Consider the following 19,775-nt stretch of genomic DNA (forward strand, 5'->3'; position numbering starts at 1 on the left):
TGCGGATTCGGTTGTTGAAGGAGGAAACACCTATGGCAGACAAGTCTAAAAATATTAAACCAGTAGTTGAACATGAACACACTCTAGAAGAAGCAAAAAAACTTTTAGTAGATTCAGGTAAAAAGAATGGTGAATTAACTTACCTAGAGATTGCAGATAAACTACAATCCTACGAAATGGAAGCAGACCAAGTAGAAGAATTTATCGAGCAATTAGAATCGAAAGGTATTGAGCTTGGTGGAAAAGACGGTGATGAGGAAAATCTTGATCGTCTATTAAAAGGTAGTGCAGCTGAAGAGACGTTTGACTTAAATGATTTAAGCGTACCTCCAGGTGTTAAAATTAATGACCCTGTAAGAATGTACCTAAAAGAAATTGGTCGCGTAGATTTATTAAGTGCAAAAGAAGAAATTGCACTTGCTGAACGCATCGAGCAAGGTGATGACGAAGCGCGTAAGAGATTAGCAGAAGCCAACTTACGACTTGTAGTAAGTATCGCGAAACGTTATGTTGGTCGTGGTATGCTATTCCTTGATTTAATCCAAGAAGGTAATATGGGGCTTATTAAAGCAGTTGAAAAATTTGACTATCGCAAAGGATTCAAATTTAGTACGTATGCAACTTGGTGGATTCGCCAAGCCATTACACGTGCGATTGCTGACCAAGCGAGAACAATCCGTATTCCTGTACACATGGTTGAAACAATTAATAAACTAATCCGTGTACAACGTCAACTTTTACAAGATTTAGGTCGTGAACCATCTCCTGAAGAAATCGGAGAAGAAATGGACTTAACTCCTGAAAAAGTTCGTGAAATCTTAAAAATAGCACAAGAGCCAGTTTCTCTAGAAACGCCAATTGGTGAAGAAGATGATTCACACTTAGGAGACTTTATCGAAGACTCAGAAGCACAATCACCATCTGATCATGCAGCGTATGAGCTACTAAAAGAACAATTAGAAGATGTACTTGATACATTAACTGATCGTGAAGAAAATGTGTTACGTTTGCGTTTTGGTTTAGATGACGGACGTACGCGTACACTGGAAGAAGTAGGGAAAGTATTTGGCGTTACACGTGAGCGTATTCGTCAAATCGAGGCGAAAGCACTAAGAAAATTGCGCCATCCATCTCGTAGCAAACGTTTAAAAGACTTTTTAGAATAGTCCTTAAGGCACTCCTTTACAGGGGTGCCTTTTTTATATAAATAAGGTAAAATTATGGATGAAATTGGTTTTTTAGTTGGGGGACTACTAGATGAAGAATCAACGAAAAGAAACAATCCTAAATGAAATCTTATTTTGGAAGGAAAACAACTTATTACCAGCGCATTATTGTGATTTTTTATCCACTTTATATGCAGAAGGGGAGGAGTTAGCTACTACCGAACTCGAAATTAGCTCGAAAAATGCTATTCTTTCAAAAGAGCGCTCAAAAAAATTATGGATAATGGCATTATTAGGTGTGAGTACAATCTCCCTACTCGTATTTTTATTTTTAATAAGCGTGAAATTTGTCGTTTTTCCTATTATTATCGTATCTATTACAATCATTAGTTTACTATTCTACGTCTTTAAGTTTGCAACGCAAAAAGATATTTTAACCACACTTGCATATACTGCGGCTGCCCTTCTATTACTCGGAATCTCAGTCAGAGTTATTGAAGTCTATTTACCTGATAGTCCACTAGCGATGCATATTGTAATTATAGCGAATTGTTTTTTATGGCTAGTTTCGGGTATATGGATGAAACTAATCTACTTTATGATTTCAGGAGCAGGTGGATTATTAATTATTTTCACATACATACTTTTCTTCTAATATTTTCATATTTTCTCGTTAAATGCGTTTTATTCTATGAATATACAATTTGTTTCTGTATAATCTAATGTGTAAGCGTATTCACAAAGGGGAGTGATTGTATGAATTTTGATCTTACATCAGAACAGCAAATGATTCGCAAAACAATGAAGGAGTTTGCTGATGAAGTAGTAGCACCAGGAGCAATTGAACGCGATCGCACGAAAGCTTTTCCAAAGGAGATTTTCAAACAGCTTGCTGACATGGGGATGATGGGCTTGCCGTTTGAAGAAGAGTACGGCGGAGCAGGAGCAGACACAACGAGTTTTGCCATTGTGACTGAAGAATTGAGCCGAGCATGTGCCTCTACAGGTATTACATATTCCGCTCATATTTCACTTGGGGGAGCTCCACTGCACTTATTTGGTACTAAAGAGCAAAAGGAAAAATATTTAACACCTATTTGTACTGGTGAATCATTCGGGGCATTCGGATTAACAGAACCAAACGCTGGATCTGATGCTGGGGGTACCGAAACACAAGCAAAAGAAGATGGGCAAGATTTCGTTATTAATGGTAGCAAAGTGTATATTACCAATGCTAGCTATGCCAAACATCTAGCATTAACAGCTATTACAGATATAAAAGATGGAAAAAAAGAAATTAGCGCCATAATTGTTCCTACAGATGCGGAAGGTTTTACCGTTTTAGATCGTTACGAAAAAATGGGCTTAAATGCATCTAATACAACAGAACTAATTCTTGAAAATGTACGTGTGCCACAAGAGAATTTACTTGGTAAAAAGGGAAATGGTTTCCGTCAATTCCTTGTCACTCTAGATGGTGGACGAATTGGTATTGCAGCTATGGCGGTCGGTATTGCACAGGCTGCTTTCGAGCGAGCGCTCAGTTACTCAAAAGAACGCAAGCAATTCGGCCAAACATTATCATCTTTCCAAGTAACACAATTTAAATTAGCAGATATGGCAATGAAAATAGAATTGGCAAGAAATATGGTATACAAAGCATCATGGTTAAAAGACGAAGGCAAGCCTTTTACAAAAGAGGCAGCAATGGCAAAATTATATGCGTCAGAAATTGCTATGGAAATTGCTGATCAAGCCATTCAAATTCACGGCGGCTACGGTTACATGAAAGAATATGAAGTGGAGCGCTATATGAGGGATGCAAAATTGCTAGAAATTGGAGAAGGAACCTCTGAAGTACAAAGAATGGTAATTGCTCGTCAAATTGGATGTTAATGTGACGAATATGGCAAATTAGACACATTCCGCCGAAAAACTCCCCAATAAGTCTTTTCGTTTTCAATAGAATGAAGTACAATATTAAGTGTTGACTGATTCTATTTATTTAGAAATAAGACTGAACTTATGAGGAGGGTTAATTGATGAAAAAGAATCCGATTATTCCGTATATCCTAATTATGGCTTTTGGTATCGGTTTGATTTTCTTCATGTCTCTTGATGGAGCAGACAAAAAAGAAGAAATCGCAAAAGGCGATGAAACTAAAACTGAAGAATCTGCTAAAGGTGAAGAAGCAGCAGGTGAATTTGATCCTGAAGCATTCGCTGCTAGTAAATGTATCTCTTGCCACGGTGAAAACCTAGAAGGCAGCATGGGACCAAACCTACACGGTACAGGTTTATCAGCTGATGAGGCTAAAGATATTCTTCAAAATGGTAAAGGCGGCATGCCTGGTGGTTTAGTACCAGCAGATAACCTTGACGCTATGGCTAAATATATCGCTGATTTGAAATAATTAAATCACTATATATGCATGAGCCCTTATTCTCCTTAGAGGATAAGGGTTTTTCTATGCAAAAAAGTATATTTTCGATACAATACAAAATGAAAGGAGGCTTCTGCCATGAATGCACAAAAACTATCAAAACGACTAGAAACCGTTGCGAAATTCGTTCCACAAGACGCTATTGTCGCAGATATTGGGAGTGATCATGCTTATTTACCTTGCTATCTCGTACATAACAATATCGCAAAGAGCGCTATTGCTGGCGAAGTAGTAAAGGGGCCTTATGATTCAGCATGCCACGAAGTCCAAAAAGAACAACTAACAAATAAAATTACTGTAAGACTTGCAGACGGCCTTGCAGCTATCCAACCAGGGGACGAGGTTACTGCCATTACAATTGCAGGTATGGGTGGACCACTAATCACGTCTATTTTAGAAAAGCATCCCTTAGCATTAGAAGGTGTCGAGCGCCTAATTCTACAGCCAAATATACATGCAAAAGTCATCCGTGAATGGGCATTACAAAATAGTTGGAAAATTATCGATGAGGTTATCCTATTAGAGGATGAGAAAATTTATGAAATCCTTGTACTAGAACGAGGAGAGATGAATTTAAGTGAACTTGAAAAGTTATTAGGTCCAGTATTGAAACAACAACACTCTGATGTATTCCATAGTAAATGGACAAGAGAAGTTGAACAATGGGGACACGTACGCGAAGCCTTACAAAAAGCTGAGCAAACACCCGAAATATTAGCAAAATCAGATGAGCTAGCAAATTTGATTGAAGCAGTTGGGGAGGTACTGAAGCGATGAAAAAAACCAATGGACAAGAAATCATTCAGCTGTTCGAAAGTTGGTCTCCAAAAAAATTAGCTGCAATGGACAATGATCCAATCGGTCTTCACGTCGGTAACCTAAACAAACCTGTCACAAAAGTATTAGTGACACTTGATGTCAACGATGTAGTTGTAGATGAAGCTATTGCAGCTGGTTGTGAACTGATCATCGCCCATCACCCACCTATTTTCCGAAAGCTCTCAACTCTCCGAACAGACACACCACAAGGAAAGCTTTTCGAAAAATTAATCAAAAATGATATTGCAGTTTATGCTGCCCACACGAATTTGGATGTCGCTGAAGGCGGTGTAAACGATTTACTTGCTGAAGCGCTATGCTTACAAAATTATGAGGTACTAGTACCAACGTATAGTGAAGAAATGTTTAAACTAGCAGTCTTTGTGCCAGTTGATCAAGCAGACCAACTACGCGAAGCACTTGCTAAAGCTGGTGCAGGACAAATTGGAAACTACGACTCATGTAGCTACACAATGCAAGGAGAAGGACGTTTCCGAGCACTTGCAGGAGCAACACCTTTCACGGGTGAAGTAGGCGAACTACACGTCGAACAAGAAGTGAAAGTCGAAGTCGTTGTGCCTAAGTCTATCAAAAGCAAAGTACTACGTGCGATGCTCAACAGCCATCCATATGAAGAACCAGCGTATGATATCATTCCACTAGAGACAGCAGCAAAAGAAATGGGACTTGGTCGTATAGGTAAACTACCATCATCGATGTCACTTAAACAATTTGCTGAGCATGTGAAAGTATCCTTACAAGTTCCTGCTGTTCGAGTAGTAGGAGACCTTACTTCAACTGTTTCGAAAATTGCCGTACTAGGTGGAGATGGTAACAAATACATCCATACAGCTAAACGTGCTGGAGCAGATGTTTATGTAACGGGTGACATGTACTTCCACGTTGCACAAGATGCAGAAGCAATAGGGCTTCAAATAGTAGATCCCGGTCATCATGTCGAAAGCGTTATGAAGGTAGGCGTAGCCAATAAAATGCAAAACCTATGCCAACTACAAAAACTAAACTGTGAATTTATCCCTTCTAAAATCTCGACAGAACCATTCCAATTCGTTTGATTTTAGTTGCAAAATGAATTGTAACTCCTGCCAAAAGTAAATTTGGCAGGGGTTTTTTGTGAGATTAAAAGGGGAGAGTAGAGTTGAAATTTGCCTTAGAAGTGCCTAAGAGGACACGAGTATGGCCAAAGATTCCGTGAGTAGTGCCAAAGATTTCGTGAGTAGTGCCAAAGCCGAAGTGAGTAGGGCCAAAGCCCGCGAATAGCGCCAAAAATCGCGTGAGTAGGGCTAAAGCTCTCGTGAGTACAGCCAAAGCCGAAGTGAGTAGGGCCAAAGCCCGCGAGTAGCGCCAAAAACCGCGTGAGTAGGGCTAAAGCTTTCGAGTAGCGCCAAAAGCCACGCGAGTAGGGCCAAAGCCCGCGAGTAGCGCCAAAAGCCGCGTGAGTAGGGCTAAAGCTTTCGTGAGTAGAGCCAAAGCCAACGCGAGCAGCGCCAAAGCCCGCGTGAGTAGAGCCAAAGCCAACGCAAGCAGCGCCAAAGTCGCATGAGTAACACTCTCACACTACAACGCACCCAATAAAAAAAGCCCCTGATGCAATCTTTCAACATCAGGGGCTTATCAATTTTATTTCGAAGCCGGGTATGGATCGATTTTGACAACCGGCTTTGGCGTTTTAATTTTAGGTAAGATTTTATCAATTGTGACAGAGCGTTCCATATTATGAGTCTCTGGATCCGCAGGGTCGTATTGGTCTAAAAACTTGATTACTTCTTTAACAATTGGTGTTGGTGTAGAGGCACCAGCTGTGACACCAACAGTATTAACACCTTCTAACCATTCTAATTTCAATTCAGAAAGATCTGCGATACGATATGATCTTGTATGCGCAATTTCTTCAGAAACTTGAGTTAGACGGTTAGAGTTATTACTTTTTGGATCTCCAACAACAATTAATAAATCTGTTGCACCAGCTTGCTTAGCGACAGCTTCTTGGCGAACTTGAGTTGCTAGACAAATTTCTTTGTGCACTTCGATATTTGGGAATTTTTCTTCCAAACGTTTCATTAAATGCGCAACATCCCATTGACTCATTGTCGTTTGGTTCGTTACAAGTAATTTTTCGCGATTTAATTGTAATTGTTCGATATCTTCAATAGATTGCACTAAATGTACATGATCAGGAGCAACACCAATGGCACCTTCTGGCTCTGGATGTCCTTTTTTCCCAATATAAATAATGTCATAGCCTTCTTGTGATTTTTCGGCTATTAAGTCATGGGTTACAGTTACGTCAGGGCATGTAGCATCAATTGACACTAAGCCTTTTTGACGTGCAATTTCACGAATTTCGGGCGATACGCCGTGAGCTGTGAAAATGACTGTTCCTTTATCGACTTTTTCTAAAATATCTTTACGGTTTTCACCATCAAGAGTAATAATTCCATCTTGTTCAAATGCGTCCGTTACATGTTTATTATGAACGATCATTCCGAGAATATAGATAGGTCTAGGTAATGTTTTGTCTAATGCAGCGTTGCGCGCGATGACCATGGCATCAACAACACCATAGCAATATCCTCGTGGCGTGATTTTAGTTACTTGCATGATCCGAACTCCCTTCATTGCTCGTTAAATACCATTATAACGGACAGCCCACCTTAATACAAAGAATCGGTTACGATTTTACTGTATAAATGGTGGTTGGAATATTCGAGGTGTCGAAGGTCTAGGTGTGGTAGGGATTGATGTTCTTGGTTCTGGCGTATCATTATCAAAATCTAAGTCACTATCAGAAGAGCGTGACTCCTGGCGAGTGGTAGCTCCTCCTGTATTATCCCGAGCTCCGGCCCCATCAGATGAAGGGATTGATTTAAAACCTTTGTATAATCTATAAAGTGCAGGTAAGTTTTGGAACATTGGCGACATTTGCTTGAAAATTGGAGTGAATTGTTGTGCGGTGGACATAAATTTGTCAGCAGTTGCCAAATATTGATCCATCCTCGCCAAACCGCCAACAGCTCCAGCGGCGTTTGCAACACCAGCAGCCCCAGGACCAGCAGCAGCAGCGGCCCTACCAAACATACCAGCAGCTCCAGGTCCAGCAGATGCCGCAGCTCTACCGAACATGCCAGCAGCCCCAGGACCAGCAGATGCCGCAGCTCTACCGAACATGTCAGCAGCCCCAGGTCCAGCAGATGCCGCAGCCCTACCGAACATACCAGCAGCGCTAGGCCCAGCTGCAGCAGCACCCCCACCAAACATGTTAGCAGCGCCCTGGGCTACGCCACCTAATGCACCCCCAGATTGCGATAAACCTTGCGCAAATGGATAAAATGATGAATAGCGCATTAATGATCTCCTTTCTCCTTGAAATTTGCACATTTTTGTCAAGAACCACCATTATTTTATAAAATAATGGTCACCTTGAATTGACGTACGTACTATTAATAGATATCATATGCAAATGGTCTACTAAATGTACGAATCATGTTACAATAAGGTAAGTAAGTTAGGAGGGACAATTATGTCCAAATATACAGATTACAATTTTCAACCTTTTTTGCAAGATGCAATTAAGAAATTAGGTTTCACAGAACCAACGCCTATCCAAAAGGAAATAATTCCTTTGGTGTTAAAAGGAAAGAGTGCTATCGGTCAAGCGCATACAGGTACGGGGAAAACACATAGTTTCCTTATTCCAATCGTAGAGCGAATCCGTGCAGATAAAGAGGAAGTGCAAGCGGTAATTGCTGCACCAACTCGTGAACTTGCAACACAAATTTATGCAGAGTTGCAAAAACTAATCGAAGAAACATCGATCCAAGCCAAATTGTTCATCGGGGGTACAGACAAACAACGCTCAATCGATAAACTAAAAACACAACCGCAAATTGTTGTCGGTACACCAGGACGAATCCGTGATTTAGTTGATGAAAAAGCTTTGTTATTATATACGGCGCCAATGCTTGTGGTAGATGAAGCAGACCTTGCATTCGACATGGGCTTCATCGAGGATATCGATAAATTTGCTTCTCAAATGCCCGAAACACTTGAAATGTTCGTATTCTCAGCAACAGTTCCTGAGAAATTACAACCATTCTTGAAAAAATATATGTCTTCACCGGTCCATATTAAAATGGATGATAAACGACCAGTAGCGGATAATTTAGATTTCTATTTAGTATCAACTCGTAGTAAATCAAAAAACAGTCGTTTACTTGAAGTGATGAAAACAATCAACCCTTATTTAGCTATTATATTCACTAACACGCGTTCACAAGCGAATTATGTTGCTGATTTCTTAGCAAATAATGGCGTCAAAGCAGGACGTATTCACGGTGACCTATCTCCACGTGATCGTAAAAAAGTGATGAAACAAGTACGTGACTTGGAATTCCAATACATCGTTGCAACGGACCTTGCTGCACGTGGAATCGATATTCCGGGAGTCAGCCATGTTATTAACTACGAATTACCTTCGGATTTAGAATTCTTCATTCACCGTGTAGGACGTACAGCTCGTGCTGGGAACAAAGGGACATCTATCACAATATTCGAACCTTCAGAAGAAGATGCAATCGTACGCGTTGAGAAAATGGGTATTCCATTCCAACCAAAAGACATTAAAAACGGTGAACTAATCGACATGAAAGAACGTAATGCACGTCAAAACCGTGAGAAAAAAGAAAACGAAATTGACAAAAAAGCGAAATCTCTTGTCCGTAAACCTAAGAAGGTTAAACCTGGTTATAAACGTAATATGAAATGGGAAATGGATAAAGTTAAAAAACGTGAACGTCGTTTAAAAAACCGTCAGAAATAGTTAGGAGGACCTCAGACCATGCTTATTGGCTCACACGTATCTATGAGCGGCAAAAAAATGCTGCTAGCTTCAAGTGAAGAAGCAGCATCCTACGGGGCATCCACTTTCATGATCTATACAGGTGCTCCTCAAAACACACGCAGAAAACCAATTGAAGAGTTGAATATTGACGCAGGATTATTGCATATGAAGGAGCATGGTCTATCTAATATTGTTGTCCATGCACCGTATATTATTAATATTGCCAATACAACAAAACCTGAAGTATTTGCACTTGGTGTCGACTTCTTACAAAAAGAGATTGAAAGAACAGCAGCAATCGGTGCAAAACAAATTGTTTTACACCCAGGTGCTCATGTTGGTGCAGGAACTGAAGTTGGTATAGCGAGAATCATTGAAGGTCTTAATGAAGTACTTTCACAAGATTATCCAGTACAAATCGCTCTTGAAACGATGGCTGGTAAAGGTTCTGAATGTGGTCGTACTTTTGAAGAGCTTGCTCAGATTTTCGATGGTGTAAAAAACAACGAACGTCTATCTGTATGCTTTGACACTTGTCATACACATGATGCAGGCTATGATATCATCAATGATTTTGATGGAGTTCTAGAAAACTTTGATAAAACGATTGGTATCGATCGTATCAAGGTGCTTCATATCAATGATAGTAAAAATGTTTGTGGTGCAGCGAAGGACCGTCACGAAAATATTGGCTTTGGTCATATTGGCTTTGATGCACTAAATCGTATTGTCCATCATGAAGCATTCCAGAATGTACCTAAAATTTTAGAAACACCATTTGTTGGTACAGATGCAAAAAATAAAAAAGCACCATACAAATATGAAATAGAAATGTTCCGTAACCAAACTTTTATGCCTGAGAAAATCGATGCATTAAGAGGGGAATAATTTCGAATGCTTAAGACTTCTCGCCTAAAAAGGTGAGAAGCCTTTTTTTTTTGCAGTTATCTTGAAGTTGTTAAAAATTTAGCGACCAAACTGTTTTAATAAATCTGCTGTTTTCTGTTTGCCAATGGCTTTTTCAATATCCCTCATTACTTGATCAGGTATCCCCATTAGCACCCATTGAATGGAAAAGGACGATAATAGTGGGCGCAACTTTTGAATTTCTTTTTTCGATAATGGAATCTTGTAATTTTTTGCATAGAGGGCGAGCTCCTCATCCGATTTGCCTTGGAATTCCTGTATTATTGACATATAATCCATACTTCCACCCCTTCAAGTATTCATTCTTTACAAAGTTCTATCTTTCACTTATACTAATTCTTTGTAAATCGTAATGATTCTGAATTAGAAAGAAGCGAAGAATATGGCGCAAGTGCCTTTAATTGAACTTAAAAATGTTTCATTCCAATATGACTATACTCAAGTGTTATCAAATATTTCTTTAAAAGTAGAGCAAGGCGATTTTCTCGCATTACTCGGACCAAATGGCTCGGGGAAATCAACAATGTTAAAACTGATCTTAGGATTGATGAGACCAACTTCCGGTCAAATTGAATTATTTGGACAGCCGGCAAACACATTTAAAAAACGTGAGTTGATTGGTTATGTTTCTCAAAAATCAAACTCGTTTAACTCGGGTTTCCCAGCTACAGTCAAGGAAGTTGTTGCAAGTGGCTTAACAAAGAAGATTGGTCTTTTCAAGCGCTACTTAGCTGATCAAAATGATAAAGTGATGCAAGCATTACAAGATGTCGGGATGGATGGCTTTGCGAATCGAAATATCGGTGAGTTGTCAGGCGGGCAACAGCAGCGTGTCTTTATAGCGAGAGCGCTTGTCGCAGAGCCGAAGTTATTAATCTTAGATGAGCCGACAGTCGGGATTGACCACGAAAATGTGCAGTCATTTTATGATATGCTCGCAAATTTAAATGAGCACCATAAAATGACAATGATTTTAGTAACACATGATGTCGATACGGTTTCAAATCGCATAAGTCATGTTGCTTGTTTAAATCAAACAATCCATTTTCATGGCTTCAAGAACGATTATGATTCTTTATCAGACGATCAGTTGAATGCTTGGTATGGTCACGCAGTCCGTAAAATTCATCATACCAAAGAGGAGAAGACACAATGATTTCATCTATATTACATTATGAATTTTTACAAAATGCATTCTTATCTGGCATTATTATAGGAATCATTGCTCCGTTACTTGGCGTTTTCATCGTCGTTAGAAGATTATCGTTAATTGCGGATGCACTAAGCCATGTAACCCTTGCAGGGATAGCTGGTAGCCTTTATCTAAGCCAAACATTCACAGGGCTAGCATTACTTAATCCCCTTTATTTAGGGATTGTGGCATCTGTCAGTGGTTCTGTACTTATTGAACGATTGCGTCGCCTGTATAAGCATTACGAGGAGTTAGCAATACCAATTATTATGTCAGGTGGTATAGGGATTAGTGCAATTTTTATCTCACTTGCAAAAGGATTTAGTACCGATTTATTTAGTTATTTATTTGGCTCAGTATCAGCTGTAAGCAGACAGGATTTATTTATTGTCGTAGTAATAGCTTTACTAGTGATAGCGTTTATTTATTTATTTTATAAAGAATTGTTTGTTTTATCTTTTGATGACGAATATGCAAAAGCGAGTGGTTTGCCTGCAAAATGGATTCACTTATTATTTATGATTGTGACAGCTCTAGTTATTGCTGCTAGTATGCGAATTGTTGGGATTTTACTAGTTTCATCATTAATGACGTTACCAGTGGCTGCAAGTATTCGTATTGCGAAAGGCTTTAAACAAGCGATATTATATGCGATTGTTTTTGGTGAAACGGCTGTTATAGCAGGTCTTGTATCTGCCTTTTACTTAGACTTAGCACCTGGTGGAACAATCGTTATGATCTCTATTTTGATTTTATTAATCGTTATTGTGGGTAAGAAGATTGCAATGAGCGTGCGTGCTTAATTTACAAGGAGGAGTTTGGGTATGAATATTTCTAGAGCATGGGAAATTTTAAAAGAGAATGGCTATAAAAAAACGGACAAACGAGAGCAAATTTTAGATATGTTCGCGGCTACTGAAAAATATTTAACCGCACGTGACCTACTGCTTGTTATGAAAAAAGATTATCCTGGTATGAGTTACGACACAATCTATCGTAATCTTGCTACATTTGTACAGCTAGGAATTCTTGAAGAAACTGAACTTTCCAGCGAACGCCATTTCCGCATGCAATGTGAAACGGAACATCATCATCACCATTTCATTTGTATGGCGTGTGGCAACATTAAAGAAATTCATCTCTGCCCAATGGACCTCCTGCAAGAGCAACTACCATCATACGAAATTGATGATCACAAATTTGAAATCTACGGCAAATGTCCAGATTGCAAAAAATGTGAGCAATTACAAAGTATAAGTACATAAAAACAAGCATCTTTCACAAAGGGAAGATGCTTGTTTTGTTATGAAGAGGAATTATCTTTCACATGCAATGCCATCTTTATCGCGGTCTTTGGATTTATTGGCTGCGTAAAGTTTAGCAGATACTTTAGGTTTATATTTAGTTTTACCGCCTTTATTTTTCACTTTACTATTTTTGGCGATGCCACCCTTGTATGTTTTGTTAAGTTCAGTACAGTTTTTAAATGTTTTAGCAGCGGCGTCTGTTTCTAACGGGGGAACAGATAACCCGAGTAGTAATGTTGATGCGAATGTTGCAAAAATGATTTTTTTCATTGCAGTACCTCCATAGTGTAAATGTTGTAAATATAACAGTACTTACCTTATCATATATTTTCTTAGAATAACTAAAAAATTATTAAGACTTAAAAATAGTGAGACGGGTAGAAGTGTATTATAGTGGTATATATGACTGAATGAACGGGTGATTGAAGATGAAAAAAAGTAGGGTTTTAGTATTAGTTACGTCTGTTTTAGGTTTAGCAATTTTCAGCTTTGCTATATATACACTCATTGCTAAAATAACAGATACATCAGCTATTCAAATTGACGAAGTGGAAGTATTTGATGGACAAACTTTGCATATAAAAGGAGACTTTACAGGTAGCAATCAAAAGTATGCTGGTTATACTTTTGATATTATTGAAGATAAATTTTATTTAAGAATGAAAACTGTACTGTTAGGTGGTAAAGCGGGTGGTTTTGATTTTGAAATAAAAGATTCAAATTTAGCGAATGTAAAAGCCGTTTATTTGCAAGGAGAAAGCAAGCAGGATCAAGTATTACTTTGGACTCCAAAAGAGTAAAGTGGATAGTTGAAAATTTTTTTATAGGTACATACTAGTTAATGAGGCAAATGAAAATTAGAAAGTAAAAGGTTTATAAATTTAAGGATGAGGGTGCAGAGGTTCAATGAGTTGTAATTGTGGGTCAGATATTCCAAATATATTAATTGTTGAAGCGGATTATGCTGATCCTATTTGGTGTGGAGAATGCCGTTTTAATCTTGATCTTGATGATTTTAATTTACCAAAAGATTTACTAAATAAATTGTCTAACTGGTCTGAAGATTACGGTGATTGGATTGATTGGGAGACTGATAAGCGATTTAGTAACGCCAATACATTAATTTCACAACATAATATAGTAGGTTTAAAACTAACAGAAAAGATACGAGTCGAACTTGGCGAAAATTATACAATTACATTTTCACCTACAAAATAATGTGTGCACTTTACTACAATCTGTTGAGATTTGTAAAGAAACGTATAATTTCATTACTTTTTTTCTTTTGAACTTTAAACAATGATCCCAAATACTAGTTATCTACCACTATAATTCGGATAGAAAGTAGGGAAATACCCACTAGATTCATTGTGGTAAGATGTAATTGAGAGTATAAACAGTTAGTATTTAAAGGGGTATTTAGATGAACAAACGAAAAAAGCAAGTCATTGAAAAAACTCATGAATTATTTATAGAAAAGGGTTATCATTCTACATCGATACAAGATATTCTAAATCACTGTGGTATTTCTAAAGGGTCATTTTATAATTACTTTCCTTCTAAGGCAGATCTTTTTAAATCTGTGTTTAAATTAATGTTAGATGAGCTGAAAGAAGAAAGAGATAAATTAATGATAGGAAAAGATATCTCAGATGTGAATGTATTTATAGAACAAGTGAGTTTAATGATTAGGGAAAATCGAAAAAATAAATTACAACAGCTTTTAGATGATGTGATTGTTTCTAGTGATCAAGATTTAATTAAATTCATCAAGAATTTTAAATTTATGTTTTTACAGTGGGTACATGGTCGTTTTCTAAATATACTTCCAAATGATAAACAACCATATTCATTTGATTGTGCCGTTATTTTCATAGGTATTTTACAAAGTTTTCTTCAAACGACCAAAGTTCTACATGAAAGCATTACAGATCAGCAGATTGCCAAGTACTGTACAGATCGTATAATAAATATTATAGAAGATGTTAGTAAAGAAGGGGTTAGGATTTTCACCTCTGAACATGTAAATAAACTTTTCCCACAGCCGAATAACGACGATTTCTTTGATAATGAATTGTCGTTTACAACGCTTACTTTAAGAAGAGAAATTGAAAATGTGTTTGATCATGATGTACACAGAAGGGATACTTATATAAAGCTTCTTTATTTTATCCAACAAGAATTATTGAATAAGGAAGAACCAAGAGCATTTCTAATTGAAAGCGCATTTTCTACATTAAATAATTGTACTGAATTGAATTCGTCTTCGCATTTTAAGAATTACTATACACTATTAACAAAAATGGATTACAAAACAATTGAATAAAAAATAAGGTAGTAAAAGCATCTGCTCTTACTACCTTATTTAATGTCAAAATACCAAAGTATCCAAACGATTATGAAACAAATTACGCCAACAGCTAAACTATATGTACTTATTTTCATCCTTAGAGCACGATCTTCGGGTGTAATGTTTTGAACGGTTCGTCGGTCTCTTTCGCCCGTTTGCCATGCACCTATAACTAGGCCAGCAATGAGAACCGCTATAACACTAATAGTGAAAAAGATGTTAATCATTAAATCATTCCTCTCCATAACTTAGTATATGAAACTTATAGAAGAGTTGTTTAAATATTTTAGAATTATTATCTTTTCTCTATTTACAATACAATAAAGTGTAGTTACTATTAAAGTAGTAACGTTATTTATCTTGTAGTTGAAAGTTAGGGAGATGGTTTGCATGATGGATTTGGACTTGTATACACTTTTATTGTTAGTTGCATTTGGTTTTTTAGCAGCATTTATTGATTCGGTTGTTGGTGGAGGCGGTTTGATTTCTATTCCTGCTTTAATGTTTACTGGCTTATCACCGTCTACAGCGATTGCGACGAATAAGCTAGCAGGGTCTATGGGGTCCCTTACTAGTACTATTTCATTTTTTCGTTCTGGAAACATCGATTTTAAAATAGTCGGTAAATACTTCCCACTTGTGTTCTTTGGTTCGATGTTAGGTGCATGGTTTGTACACTTTATATCGCCAGAAGTACTGAAGCCACTTGTGCTAATACTTTTAATTGCAGTAGCGACATATACCATCTTCAAAAAAAACTGGGGTCAAAAGTCGACTTATGTGAAATTAGATAAGAAGAAGGCGCTAATATTTATAGCTGTAATGACAATAATCGGTTTTTACGATGGCTTTTTAGGACCCGGGACTGGTTCGTTTTTTATCTTTGCATTTTTAATGATTGGTTTTGATTTTTTACAAGCTGCGGGAAGTGCGAAGTTTTTGAATTTTGCTAGTAATATTGCTGCACTTATAATGTTCTTATTTCTCGGAGCTGTTAATTTTTCTTATGGTATTCCAATGGGGCTTGCAATGATTGTTGGAGCAATTGTTGGTTCGAAATTTGCTATTAAAAAGGGTGCGAGTTATGTACGTGTATTATTCATTTTTGTTACAGTTATTCTAATCCTTAAAAACGTACTAGATTACTTACATATCTTATAAAAAAATGACCTTCGCAAAATAAAAAGCGAAGGTCATTTTCTGTTTACATTGAAAAAAAATCATCTCTCTCAGTTGCAATCCATTTTTCTACTGTATCGTTTTGTTTTTTGACTAATCGATTGACTAGAATATCATGCCATATATAGTTTTCTAACAAATAAATATGGACTGGATCGTCGGTATAAAAAGCAGTCTCTCTTTCTAAAATGGAGGGGCCGTAAATCAACTCTTTACTATCAATGGACAAGATAAACCATTTTTGATGACCGATATTTTCAGTATATGAAGTTGTGCGGTGATGATCTAAACCTTGTAATGGCTGTTCAATTTCAAAGACGATACCTTTTAGTCTACAGTACTCTGAAGTTACTTTTAAATCAGCTAGTAGTTCGTCATACATATCTCCCCAAAATGAAATCACCACTTTTTTCTCCGCTTTTTTCAATAAAGTACGACAGAAGGAAAGAATATGTTCGGCACCTTTTAATGTTGCTACACGATTATCCGGTGTCAGTTCTGTTTTTTCAAGTTCTTTTAACGACTTGCTAATGGACTCAAAATTAGAGCGCCAATTCGACTGCATCGATTCTAAAAAAACATCAACAGGGAGCGGAGAATATTGCGCAGCTTCATTTATTTCTTCTTTCAAGACAAGCCCTTGTTTTTCAAGTCCGTTTAAAATTTCATATATGCGTGCACGTGGTATGCCTGAGTCCTTACTTACTTGATAAGCACTGGCAGAGCCAAGTCGCACTAATGCCAAATATGCTTTGGCTTCATATTGATTAAAGCCAAGCGATTGCATTTTTTGTATAATGTCTTGCACAAGACCACCTCAGTACATTTGTCATTCTGTTACTATCATATCAAATAGTCCGTAGACTTGCTTGCACTAACATGAATAGGTGGTTTTACAATGGAGGGGATGTACAGTTGAACTATCGTCCACAACTAGATAGCTCTCTTTCTATAGATAACATCGAAGAAAAATAATAAGTCGTCTAAATGCTAATTACCTTGCCATTCAAGAAAAAAGTAAATCTGTCATTGTAATTAGTAAATATAAAACAAAATGAATGCAGGTTGGTTTAGCATAAATTAAAAATCACGAATAAAGAATTAAAATAGCCTGTTTTGATTCTTTTTCCGGAATACTTCGACATGGATAAAATATAATAGGGAATGGGGACTTTCTGTAATGTCCTTCTTTTTATTTATCCGATATAAGAATTGAAGATAATGTACATTGACTGTAGACTTATAAAGTAGAGGATGTGATGATGACTTGAGAAAGGTAAATTGGTACCTATCGATTTTCAGTTTAATATTGATATTGGCCTTAACAAGTAGTAGTGATAGGGTCTTGGAAGTATCAGCTGCGAAAGATGCTGTCACTGTTTCCTCTGTTAAAGGTCTTAAAACGGCCGTATCTAGAGCTATGCATAATTATGAAGGGAAGTTAATCATCTCTTATAAGGGCAATATTACGCCAAAAATGGAACAAATAAATAGAGTCGTGGAGCAACTCTTAGCAGATGATGATTATCTCGCAGGTAGTTTTAAAGAGAGTAATATTCATTATCAATATAATTCAAGTTCAGCTATTATAAATTATACGTTTTCTTATCATACGTCGAAGAGTCAAGAGCAATATGTAGATGCACAAGTAAAACGTTTCATAAATGAAGAGATATCTGAAAAGATGAGTGATTTTGACAAAGTAAAAGCGATTAATAATTATATCGTATTAAATACAAAGTACGGGGCGGATACAAAATCAAGCGCCCACTCAGCCTATGCAGTTTTTAAAGAAGGTAAAGCAGTTTGCCAAGGCTATACATTAGCGGCTTATAAATTATATCAAGCAGCAGGGATTGATGTGAGATATGTTGTAGGATATGTTGATCAAGTTGCGCATTCATGGAATCTAGTGAAAGTAGATGGCAAGTGGTATCATGTCGATTCTACTTTTAATGACCCAACACCAGATCGTGCAGGTAAAGTAAGTAGTAAATATTTCTTGTTATCTGATTCAGCACTAGCAGAAGATCATAGATGGGTGACAAAAGATTATCAAAAGGCTTCTGATACAACATATAACTTTATAAGAGATACCGAAGATTTTGTGAAGTCTGGAGACGAGGTTTTCTATACAAAAGCAGATGGTAGTAGGGGTATTCATAAAAGAGATACAAAGTTAGGAACTGAAAAGAAAGTAACAAATACAAACGCAAAGTACTTAGTAAAAGCTGGAGATTGGTTGTATTTTAGTAACAAAGATAAAAATGGTTATTTAAATAGAATTCATATGGATGGTTCAAACCAGATGAAGATAAATGAGCAAGAGTCGAGTGATTTAAAAGTACTTGATCAAATACTCTATTTTAATGGTGATGGGAAAGAGCAAACACTTAATTTAGAGGGAATTGTAAAAGGAGAGCAAAAAAAGGATTACGACAATCTATTTTCTTATATTGAACATTTTTTCTTTCAACTATTTCCTGGGAAATTCCGCGAATAATACGAAATAGTAAGAGAAATAATAAAAAAAGGGAGATTTCTTAATCGACAGCAGGTTAAGAAATCCCCTTATTTATTTGTCTATGATTTGAAAAAAAAAATGAAACCATTTAAAGTTATAATCGTATATAGTATTAAGCGTATAAGCTAATTGCTATAAGGCGTAATTCTTTACATAACAAGGTGAATTTGTGGCAGAAGCAATAGCCCAATAATAAATCTATTACTGGGGATACAATTTAATTTGATTCAAAGAAAATATTACTAATATTCTTAATATTTGTTATATAATAACAAATGATAAGGGGTTTATATTCTATGATGATTTTCTTTTCAAATTAAGGCTGAAATATGTGAGGATTTTTAAAAATAAGGAGTGAATGACTATGGGCATTAATTTACAAAAAGGTCAAAGAGTCGATTTAACAAAGGGTAAAGCGGATTTAAATCGCGTAATGGTTGGTTTAGGTTGGGACCCAGTTAGCCAAGGGAAAAGCGGCGGTCTATTAGGTGGACTATTTGGTGGTGGCGGGGGTAACGGTAGTAATGTTGACTGTGACGCCTCAGTATTAATGCTAAAAGACGGTCATTTAAAAGATGGTCAAGATGTCGTTTATTTCGGCAAGTTAAAAAGCAAATGTGGATCTGTTCAACACTCTGGAGATAATTTAACAGGTGATGGAGACGGTGATGATGAAGTTATTACAATCGATTTGAAATCTGTGCCAGCAGATTACGATAAACTTGTATTTGTTGTTAATATTTACGATTGTGTAAAACGTAAGCAACATTTCGGTATGATACAAAATGCATATATTCGTGTATTTGAACCTAATACTGGGAATGAATTGATTCGTTATAATTTATCTGATAACTATGCTGATTTAACAACGTTAGTAACTGGTGAAATTTATCGCCATAATGGTGAGTGGAAATTTGGTGCTATTGGTGATGGTACAACTGATGCTAAATTAGGCGAAGTTTGTACTAGATTTCAGTAATATAAAACATTAAAACTTAGGAGGAAT

General features: G+C 36.9%; 23 protein-coding genes. 17 read left to right on the forward strand and 6 right to left on the reverse strand.

Going from position 1 to position 19,775, the window contains the following annotated elements; translation table 11 throughout:
* The first annotated feature begins 32 nt into the window (after positions 1–32).
* The 6 genes from rpoD (at position 33) to BK137_RS05960 (ending at position 5,505) form a co-directional block, all read left to right on the forward strand.
* A complete protein-coding gene (gene rpoD / locus BK137_RS05935) occupies positions 33–1,166 on the forward strand; it encodes an RNA polymerase sigma factor RpoD (RefSeq protein ID WP_038186973.1) in 1,134 nt (377 codons plus the stop codon).
* Positions 1,167–1,257: 91 nt separating this feature from the next.
* Positions 1,258–1,821: a hypothetical protein gene (locus BK137_RS05940; protein ID WP_038186970.1), complete on the forward strand. Its 564-nt coding sequence runs from the start codon at positions 1,258–1,260 to the stop codon at positions 1,819–1,821.
* A gap of 101 nt (positions 1,822–1,922) precedes the next feature.
* Complete coding sequence (locus BK137_RS05945; RefSeq protein WP_038186966.1) at positions 1,923–3,062, forward strand: acyl-CoA dehydrogenase family protein; 1,140 nt, start codon at positions 1,923–1,925, stop codon at positions 3,060–3,062.
* A gap of 146 nt (positions 3,063–3,208) precedes the next feature.
* A complete protein-coding gene (gene cccA / locus BK137_RS05950; RefSeq protein WP_038186963.1) occupies positions 3,209–3,580 on the forward strand; it encodes a cytochrome c550 in 372 nt (123 codons plus the stop codon).
* Positions 3,581–3,688: 108 nt separating this feature from the next.
* Positions 3,689–4,387: a tRNA (adenine(22)-N(1))-methyltransferase gene (locus BK137_RS05955; RefSeq protein WP_038186962.1), complete on the forward strand. Its 699-nt coding sequence runs from the start codon at positions 3,689–3,691 to the stop codon at positions 4,385–4,387.
* Positions 4,384–5,505 (forward strand): Nif3-like dinuclear metal center hexameric protein, encoded by a 1,122-nt coding sequence (locus BK137_RS05960; RefSeq protein ID WP_038186960.1) that lies wholly within the window; start codon positions 4,384–4,386, stop codon positions 5,503–5,505. The genes BK137_RS05955 and BK137_RS05960 overlap by 4 nt, the downstream gene beginning before the upstream one ends.
* A gap of 565 nt (positions 5,506–6,070) precedes the next feature.
* Here BK137_RS05960 and BK137_RS05965 read toward each other — a convergent pair.
* Both BK137_RS05965 and vrrA read right to left on the reverse strand, forming a co-directional pair.
* Positions 6,071–7,051, reverse strand: coding sequence for a 4-hydroxy-3-methylbut-2-enyl diphosphate reductase (locus BK137_RS05965; RefSeq protein WP_038186957.1), 981 nt, complete (start codon positions 7,049–7,051; stop codon positions 6,071–6,073).
* 78 nt (positions 7,052–7,129) lie between these two features.
* Positions 7,130–7,795, reverse strand: coding sequence for a VrrA/YqfQ family protein (vrrA, locus tag BK137_RS05970; protein WP_051448766.1), 666 nt, complete (start codon positions 7,793–7,795; stop codon positions 7,130–7,132).
* A 175-nt stretch (positions 7,796–7,970) separates the two neighbouring features.
* Between vrrA and BK137_RS05975 the strand changes: the two genes are divergently transcribed.
* Positions 7,971–9,269 carry a DEAD/DEAH box helicase gene (locus BK137_RS05975; RefSeq protein ID WP_038186954.1) on the forward strand — a complete coding sequence of 433 codons (1,299 nt, stop codon included), beginning with the start codon at positions 7,971–7,973 and terminating at the stop codon, positions 9,267–9,269.
* A gap of 18 nt (positions 9,270–9,287) precedes the next feature.
* Positions 9,288–10,178, forward strand: a complete 891-nt coding sequence (locus BK137_RS05980; RefSeq protein WP_038186952.1) for a deoxyribonuclease IV — start codon at positions 9,288–9,290, stop codon at positions 10,176–10,178.
* Between the two features lie 78 nt (positions 10,179–10,256).
* Here BK137_RS05980 and BK137_RS05985 read toward each other — a convergent pair whose 3' ends face one another.
* Positions 10,257–10,496, reverse strand: a complete 240-nt coding sequence (locus BK137_RS05985) for a hypothetical protein (protein ID WP_038186948.1) — start codon at positions 10,494–10,496, stop codon at positions 10,257–10,259.
* Positions 10,497–10,599: 103 nt separating this feature from the next.
* On the opposite strand from BK137_RS05985, the gene BK137_RS05990 reads away from it, so the two are divergent.
* Genes BK137_RS05990 through BK137_RS06000 form a run of 3 tightly spaced genes read left to right on the forward strand, consistent with a single transcriptional unit; the run spans position 10,600 to position 12,674 of the window.
* Entirely contained in the window at positions 10,600–11,373 is a 774-nt protein-coding gene (locus tag BK137_RS05990) for a metal ABC transporter ATP-binding protein (RefSeq protein WP_038186945.1), read from the forward strand.
* Positions 11,370–12,212 (forward strand): metal ABC transporter permease, encoded by an 843-nt coding sequence (locus BK137_RS05995; RefSeq protein WP_038186941.1) that lies wholly within the window; start codon positions 11,370–11,372, stop codon positions 12,210–12,212. The genes BK137_RS05990 and BK137_RS05995 overlap by 4 nt, the downstream gene beginning before the upstream one ends.
* 21 nt (positions 12,213–12,233) lie before the next feature.
* Positions 12,234–12,674: a Fur family transcriptional regulator gene (locus BK137_RS06000; RefSeq protein ID WP_038186938.1), complete on the forward strand. Its 441-nt coding sequence runs from the start codon at positions 12,234–12,236 to the stop codon at positions 12,672–12,674.
* A 51-nt stretch (positions 12,675–12,725) separates the two neighbouring features.
* On the opposite strand, the gene BK137_RS06005 is transcribed toward BK137_RS06000, so the two are convergent.
* Positions 12,726–12,986, reverse strand: coding sequence for an excalibur calcium-binding domain-containing protein (locus BK137_RS06005; RefSeq protein WP_038186935.1), 261 nt, complete (start codon positions 12,984–12,986; stop codon positions 12,726–12,728).
* A gap of 158 nt (positions 12,987–13,144) precedes the next feature.
* On the opposite strand from BK137_RS06005, the gene BK137_RS06010 reads away from it, so the two are divergent.
* The 3 genes from BK137_RS06010 to BK137_RS06020 all read left to right on the forward strand — a co-directional run bounded on the left by BK137_RS06010 (position 13,145) and on the right by BK137_RS06020 (position 15,042).
* Entirely contained in the window at positions 13,145–13,516 is a 372-nt protein-coding gene (locus BK137_RS06010) for a hypothetical protein (protein ID WP_038186932.1), read from the forward strand.
* A 106-nt stretch (positions 13,517–13,622) separates the two neighbouring features.
* Positions 13,623–13,934: a hypothetical protein gene (locus BK137_RS06015; protein WP_038186929.1), complete on the forward strand. Its 312-nt coding sequence runs from the start codon at positions 13,623–13,625 to the stop codon at positions 13,932–13,934.
* A 205-nt stretch (positions 13,935–14,139) separates the two neighbouring features.
* Positions 14,140–15,042 (forward strand): TetR/AcrR family transcriptional regulator, encoded by a 903-nt coding sequence (locus BK137_RS06020; protein ID WP_038186926.1) that lies wholly within the window; start codon positions 14,140–14,142, stop codon positions 15,040–15,042.
* Between the two features lie 35 nt (positions 15,043–15,077).
* Here the strand turns inward: BK137_RS06020 and BK137_RS06025 are convergent, their stop codons facing one another.
* Positions 15,078–15,293, reverse strand: a complete 216-nt coding sequence (locus BK137_RS06025) for a DUF5316 family protein (protein ID WP_038186923.1) — start codon at positions 15,291–15,293, stop codon at positions 15,078–15,080.
* Between the two features lie 163 nt (positions 15,294–15,456).
* Here BK137_RS06025 and BK137_RS06030 point away from each other — a divergent pair, with 163 nt between their 5' ends.
* Positions 15,457–16,227, forward strand: coding sequence for a sulfite exporter TauE/SafE family protein (locus BK137_RS06030; RefSeq protein ID WP_038186921.1), 771 nt, complete (start codon positions 15,457–15,459; stop codon positions 16,225–16,227).
* Positions 16,228–16,270: 43 nt separating this feature from the next.
* Here the strand turns inward: BK137_RS06030 and BK137_RS06035 are convergent, their stop codons facing one another.
* Complete coding sequence (locus BK137_RS06035) at positions 16,271–17,053, reverse strand: TrmB family transcriptional regulator (RefSeq protein WP_143690996.1); 783 nt, start codon at positions 17,051–17,053, stop codon at positions 16,271–16,273.
* 459 nt (positions 17,054–17,512) lie between these two features.
* Here BK137_RS06035 and BK137_RS06040 point away from each other — a divergent pair, with 459 nt between their 5' ends.
* Together BK137_RS06040 and BK137_RS06045 are read left to right on the forward strand one after the other, a co-directional pair.
* Positions 17,513–18,748 carry a transglutaminase domain-containing protein gene (locus BK137_RS06040; protein ID WP_143690998.1) on the forward strand — a complete coding sequence of 412 codons (1,236 nt, stop codon included), beginning with the start codon at positions 17,513–17,515 and terminating at the stop codon, positions 18,746–18,748.
* Positions 18,749–19,133: 385 nt separating this feature from the next.
* The gene (locus BK137_RS06045) at positions 19,134–19,748 is read left to right on the forward strand and encodes a TerD family protein (protein WP_038186918.1); all 615 of its coding nucleotides are present in this window, start codon (positions 19,134–19,136) and stop codon (positions 19,746–19,748) included.
* The last annotated feature ends 27 nt before the right edge of the window (positions 19,749–19,775 follow it).

Origin of the sequence: Viridibacillus arenosi (assembly GCF_001955655.1) — a bacterium.
GTDB classification, from domain to species: Bacteria; Bacillota; Bacilli; order Bacillales_A; family Planococcaceae; genus Viridibacillus; species Viridibacillus arenosi.

Coding starts and splice junctions, on each gene's coding strand:
- rpoD (WP_038186973.1), top strand. CDS start 33: ATGGCAGACAAGTCTAAAAATATTAAACCAGTAGTTGAACATGAACAC.
- BK137_RS05940 (WP_038186970.1), top strand. CDS start 1,258: ATGAAGAATCAACGAAAAGAAACAATCCTAAATGAAATCTTATTTTGG.
- BK137_RS05945 (WP_038186966.1), top strand. CDS start 1,923: ATGAATTTTGATCTTACATCAGAACAGCAAATGATTCGCAAAACAATG.
- cccA (WP_038186963.1), top strand. CDS start 3,209: ATGAAAAAGAATCCGATTATTCCGTATATCCTAATTATGGCTTTTGGT.
- BK137_RS05955 (WP_038186962.1), top strand. CDS start 3,689: ATGAATGCACAAAAACTATCAAAACGACTAGAAACCGTTGCGAAATTC.
- BK137_RS05960 (WP_038186960.1), top strand. CDS start 4,384: ATGAAAAAAACCAATGGACAAGAAATCATTCAGCTGTTCGAAAGTTGG.
- BK137_RS05965 (WP_038186957.1), bottom strand. CDS start 7,051: ATGCAAGTAACTAAAATCACGCCACGAGGATATTGCTATGGTGTTGTT.
- vrrA (WP_051448766.1), bottom strand. CDS start 7,795: ATGCGCTATTCATCATTTTATCCATTTGCGCAAGGTTTATCGCAATCT.
- BK137_RS05975 (WP_038186954.1), top strand. CDS start 7,971: ATGTCCAAATATACAGATTACAATTTTCAACCTTTTTTGCAAGATGCA.
- BK137_RS05980 (WP_038186952.1), top strand. CDS start 9,288: ATGCTTATTGGCTCACACGTATCTATGAGCGGCAAAAAAATGCTGCTA.
- BK137_RS05985 (WP_038186948.1), bottom strand. CDS start 10,496: ATGGATTATATGTCAATAATACAGGAATTCCAAGGCAAATCGGATGAG.
- BK137_RS05990 (WP_038186945.1), top strand. CDS start 10,600: ATGGCGCAAGTGCCTTTAATTGAACTTAAAAATGTTTCATTCCAATAT.
- BK137_RS05995 (WP_038186941.1), top strand. CDS start 11,370: ATGATTTCATCTATATTACATTATGAATTTTTACAAAATGCATTCTTA.
- BK137_RS06000 (WP_038186938.1), top strand. CDS start 12,234: ATGAATATTTCTAGAGCATGGGAAATTTTAAAAGAGAATGGCTATAAA.
- BK137_RS06005 (WP_038186935.1), bottom strand. CDS start 12,986: ATGAAAAAAATCATTTTTGCAACATTCGCATCAACATTACTACTCGGG.
- BK137_RS06010 (WP_038186932.1), top strand. CDS start 13,145: ATGAAAAAAAGTAGGGTTTTAGTATTAGTTACGTCTGTTTTAGGTTTA.
- BK137_RS06015 (WP_038186929.1), top strand. CDS start 13,623: ATGAGTTGTAATTGTGGGTCAGATATTCCAAATATATTAATTGTTGAA.
- BK137_RS06020 (WP_038186926.1), top strand. CDS start 14,140: ATGAACAAACGAAAAAAGCAAGTCATTGAAAAAACTCATGAATTATTT.
- BK137_RS06025 (WP_038186923.1), bottom strand. CDS start 15,293: ATGATTAACATCTTTTTCACTATTAGTGTTATAGCGGTTCTCATTGCT.
- BK137_RS06030 (WP_038186921.1), top strand. CDS start 15,457: ATGATGGATTTGGACTTGTATACACTTTTATTGTTAGTTGCATTTGGT.
- BK137_RS06045 (WP_038186918.1), top strand. CDS start 19,134: ATGGGCATTAATTTACAAAAAGGTCAAAGAGTCGATTTAACAAAGGGT.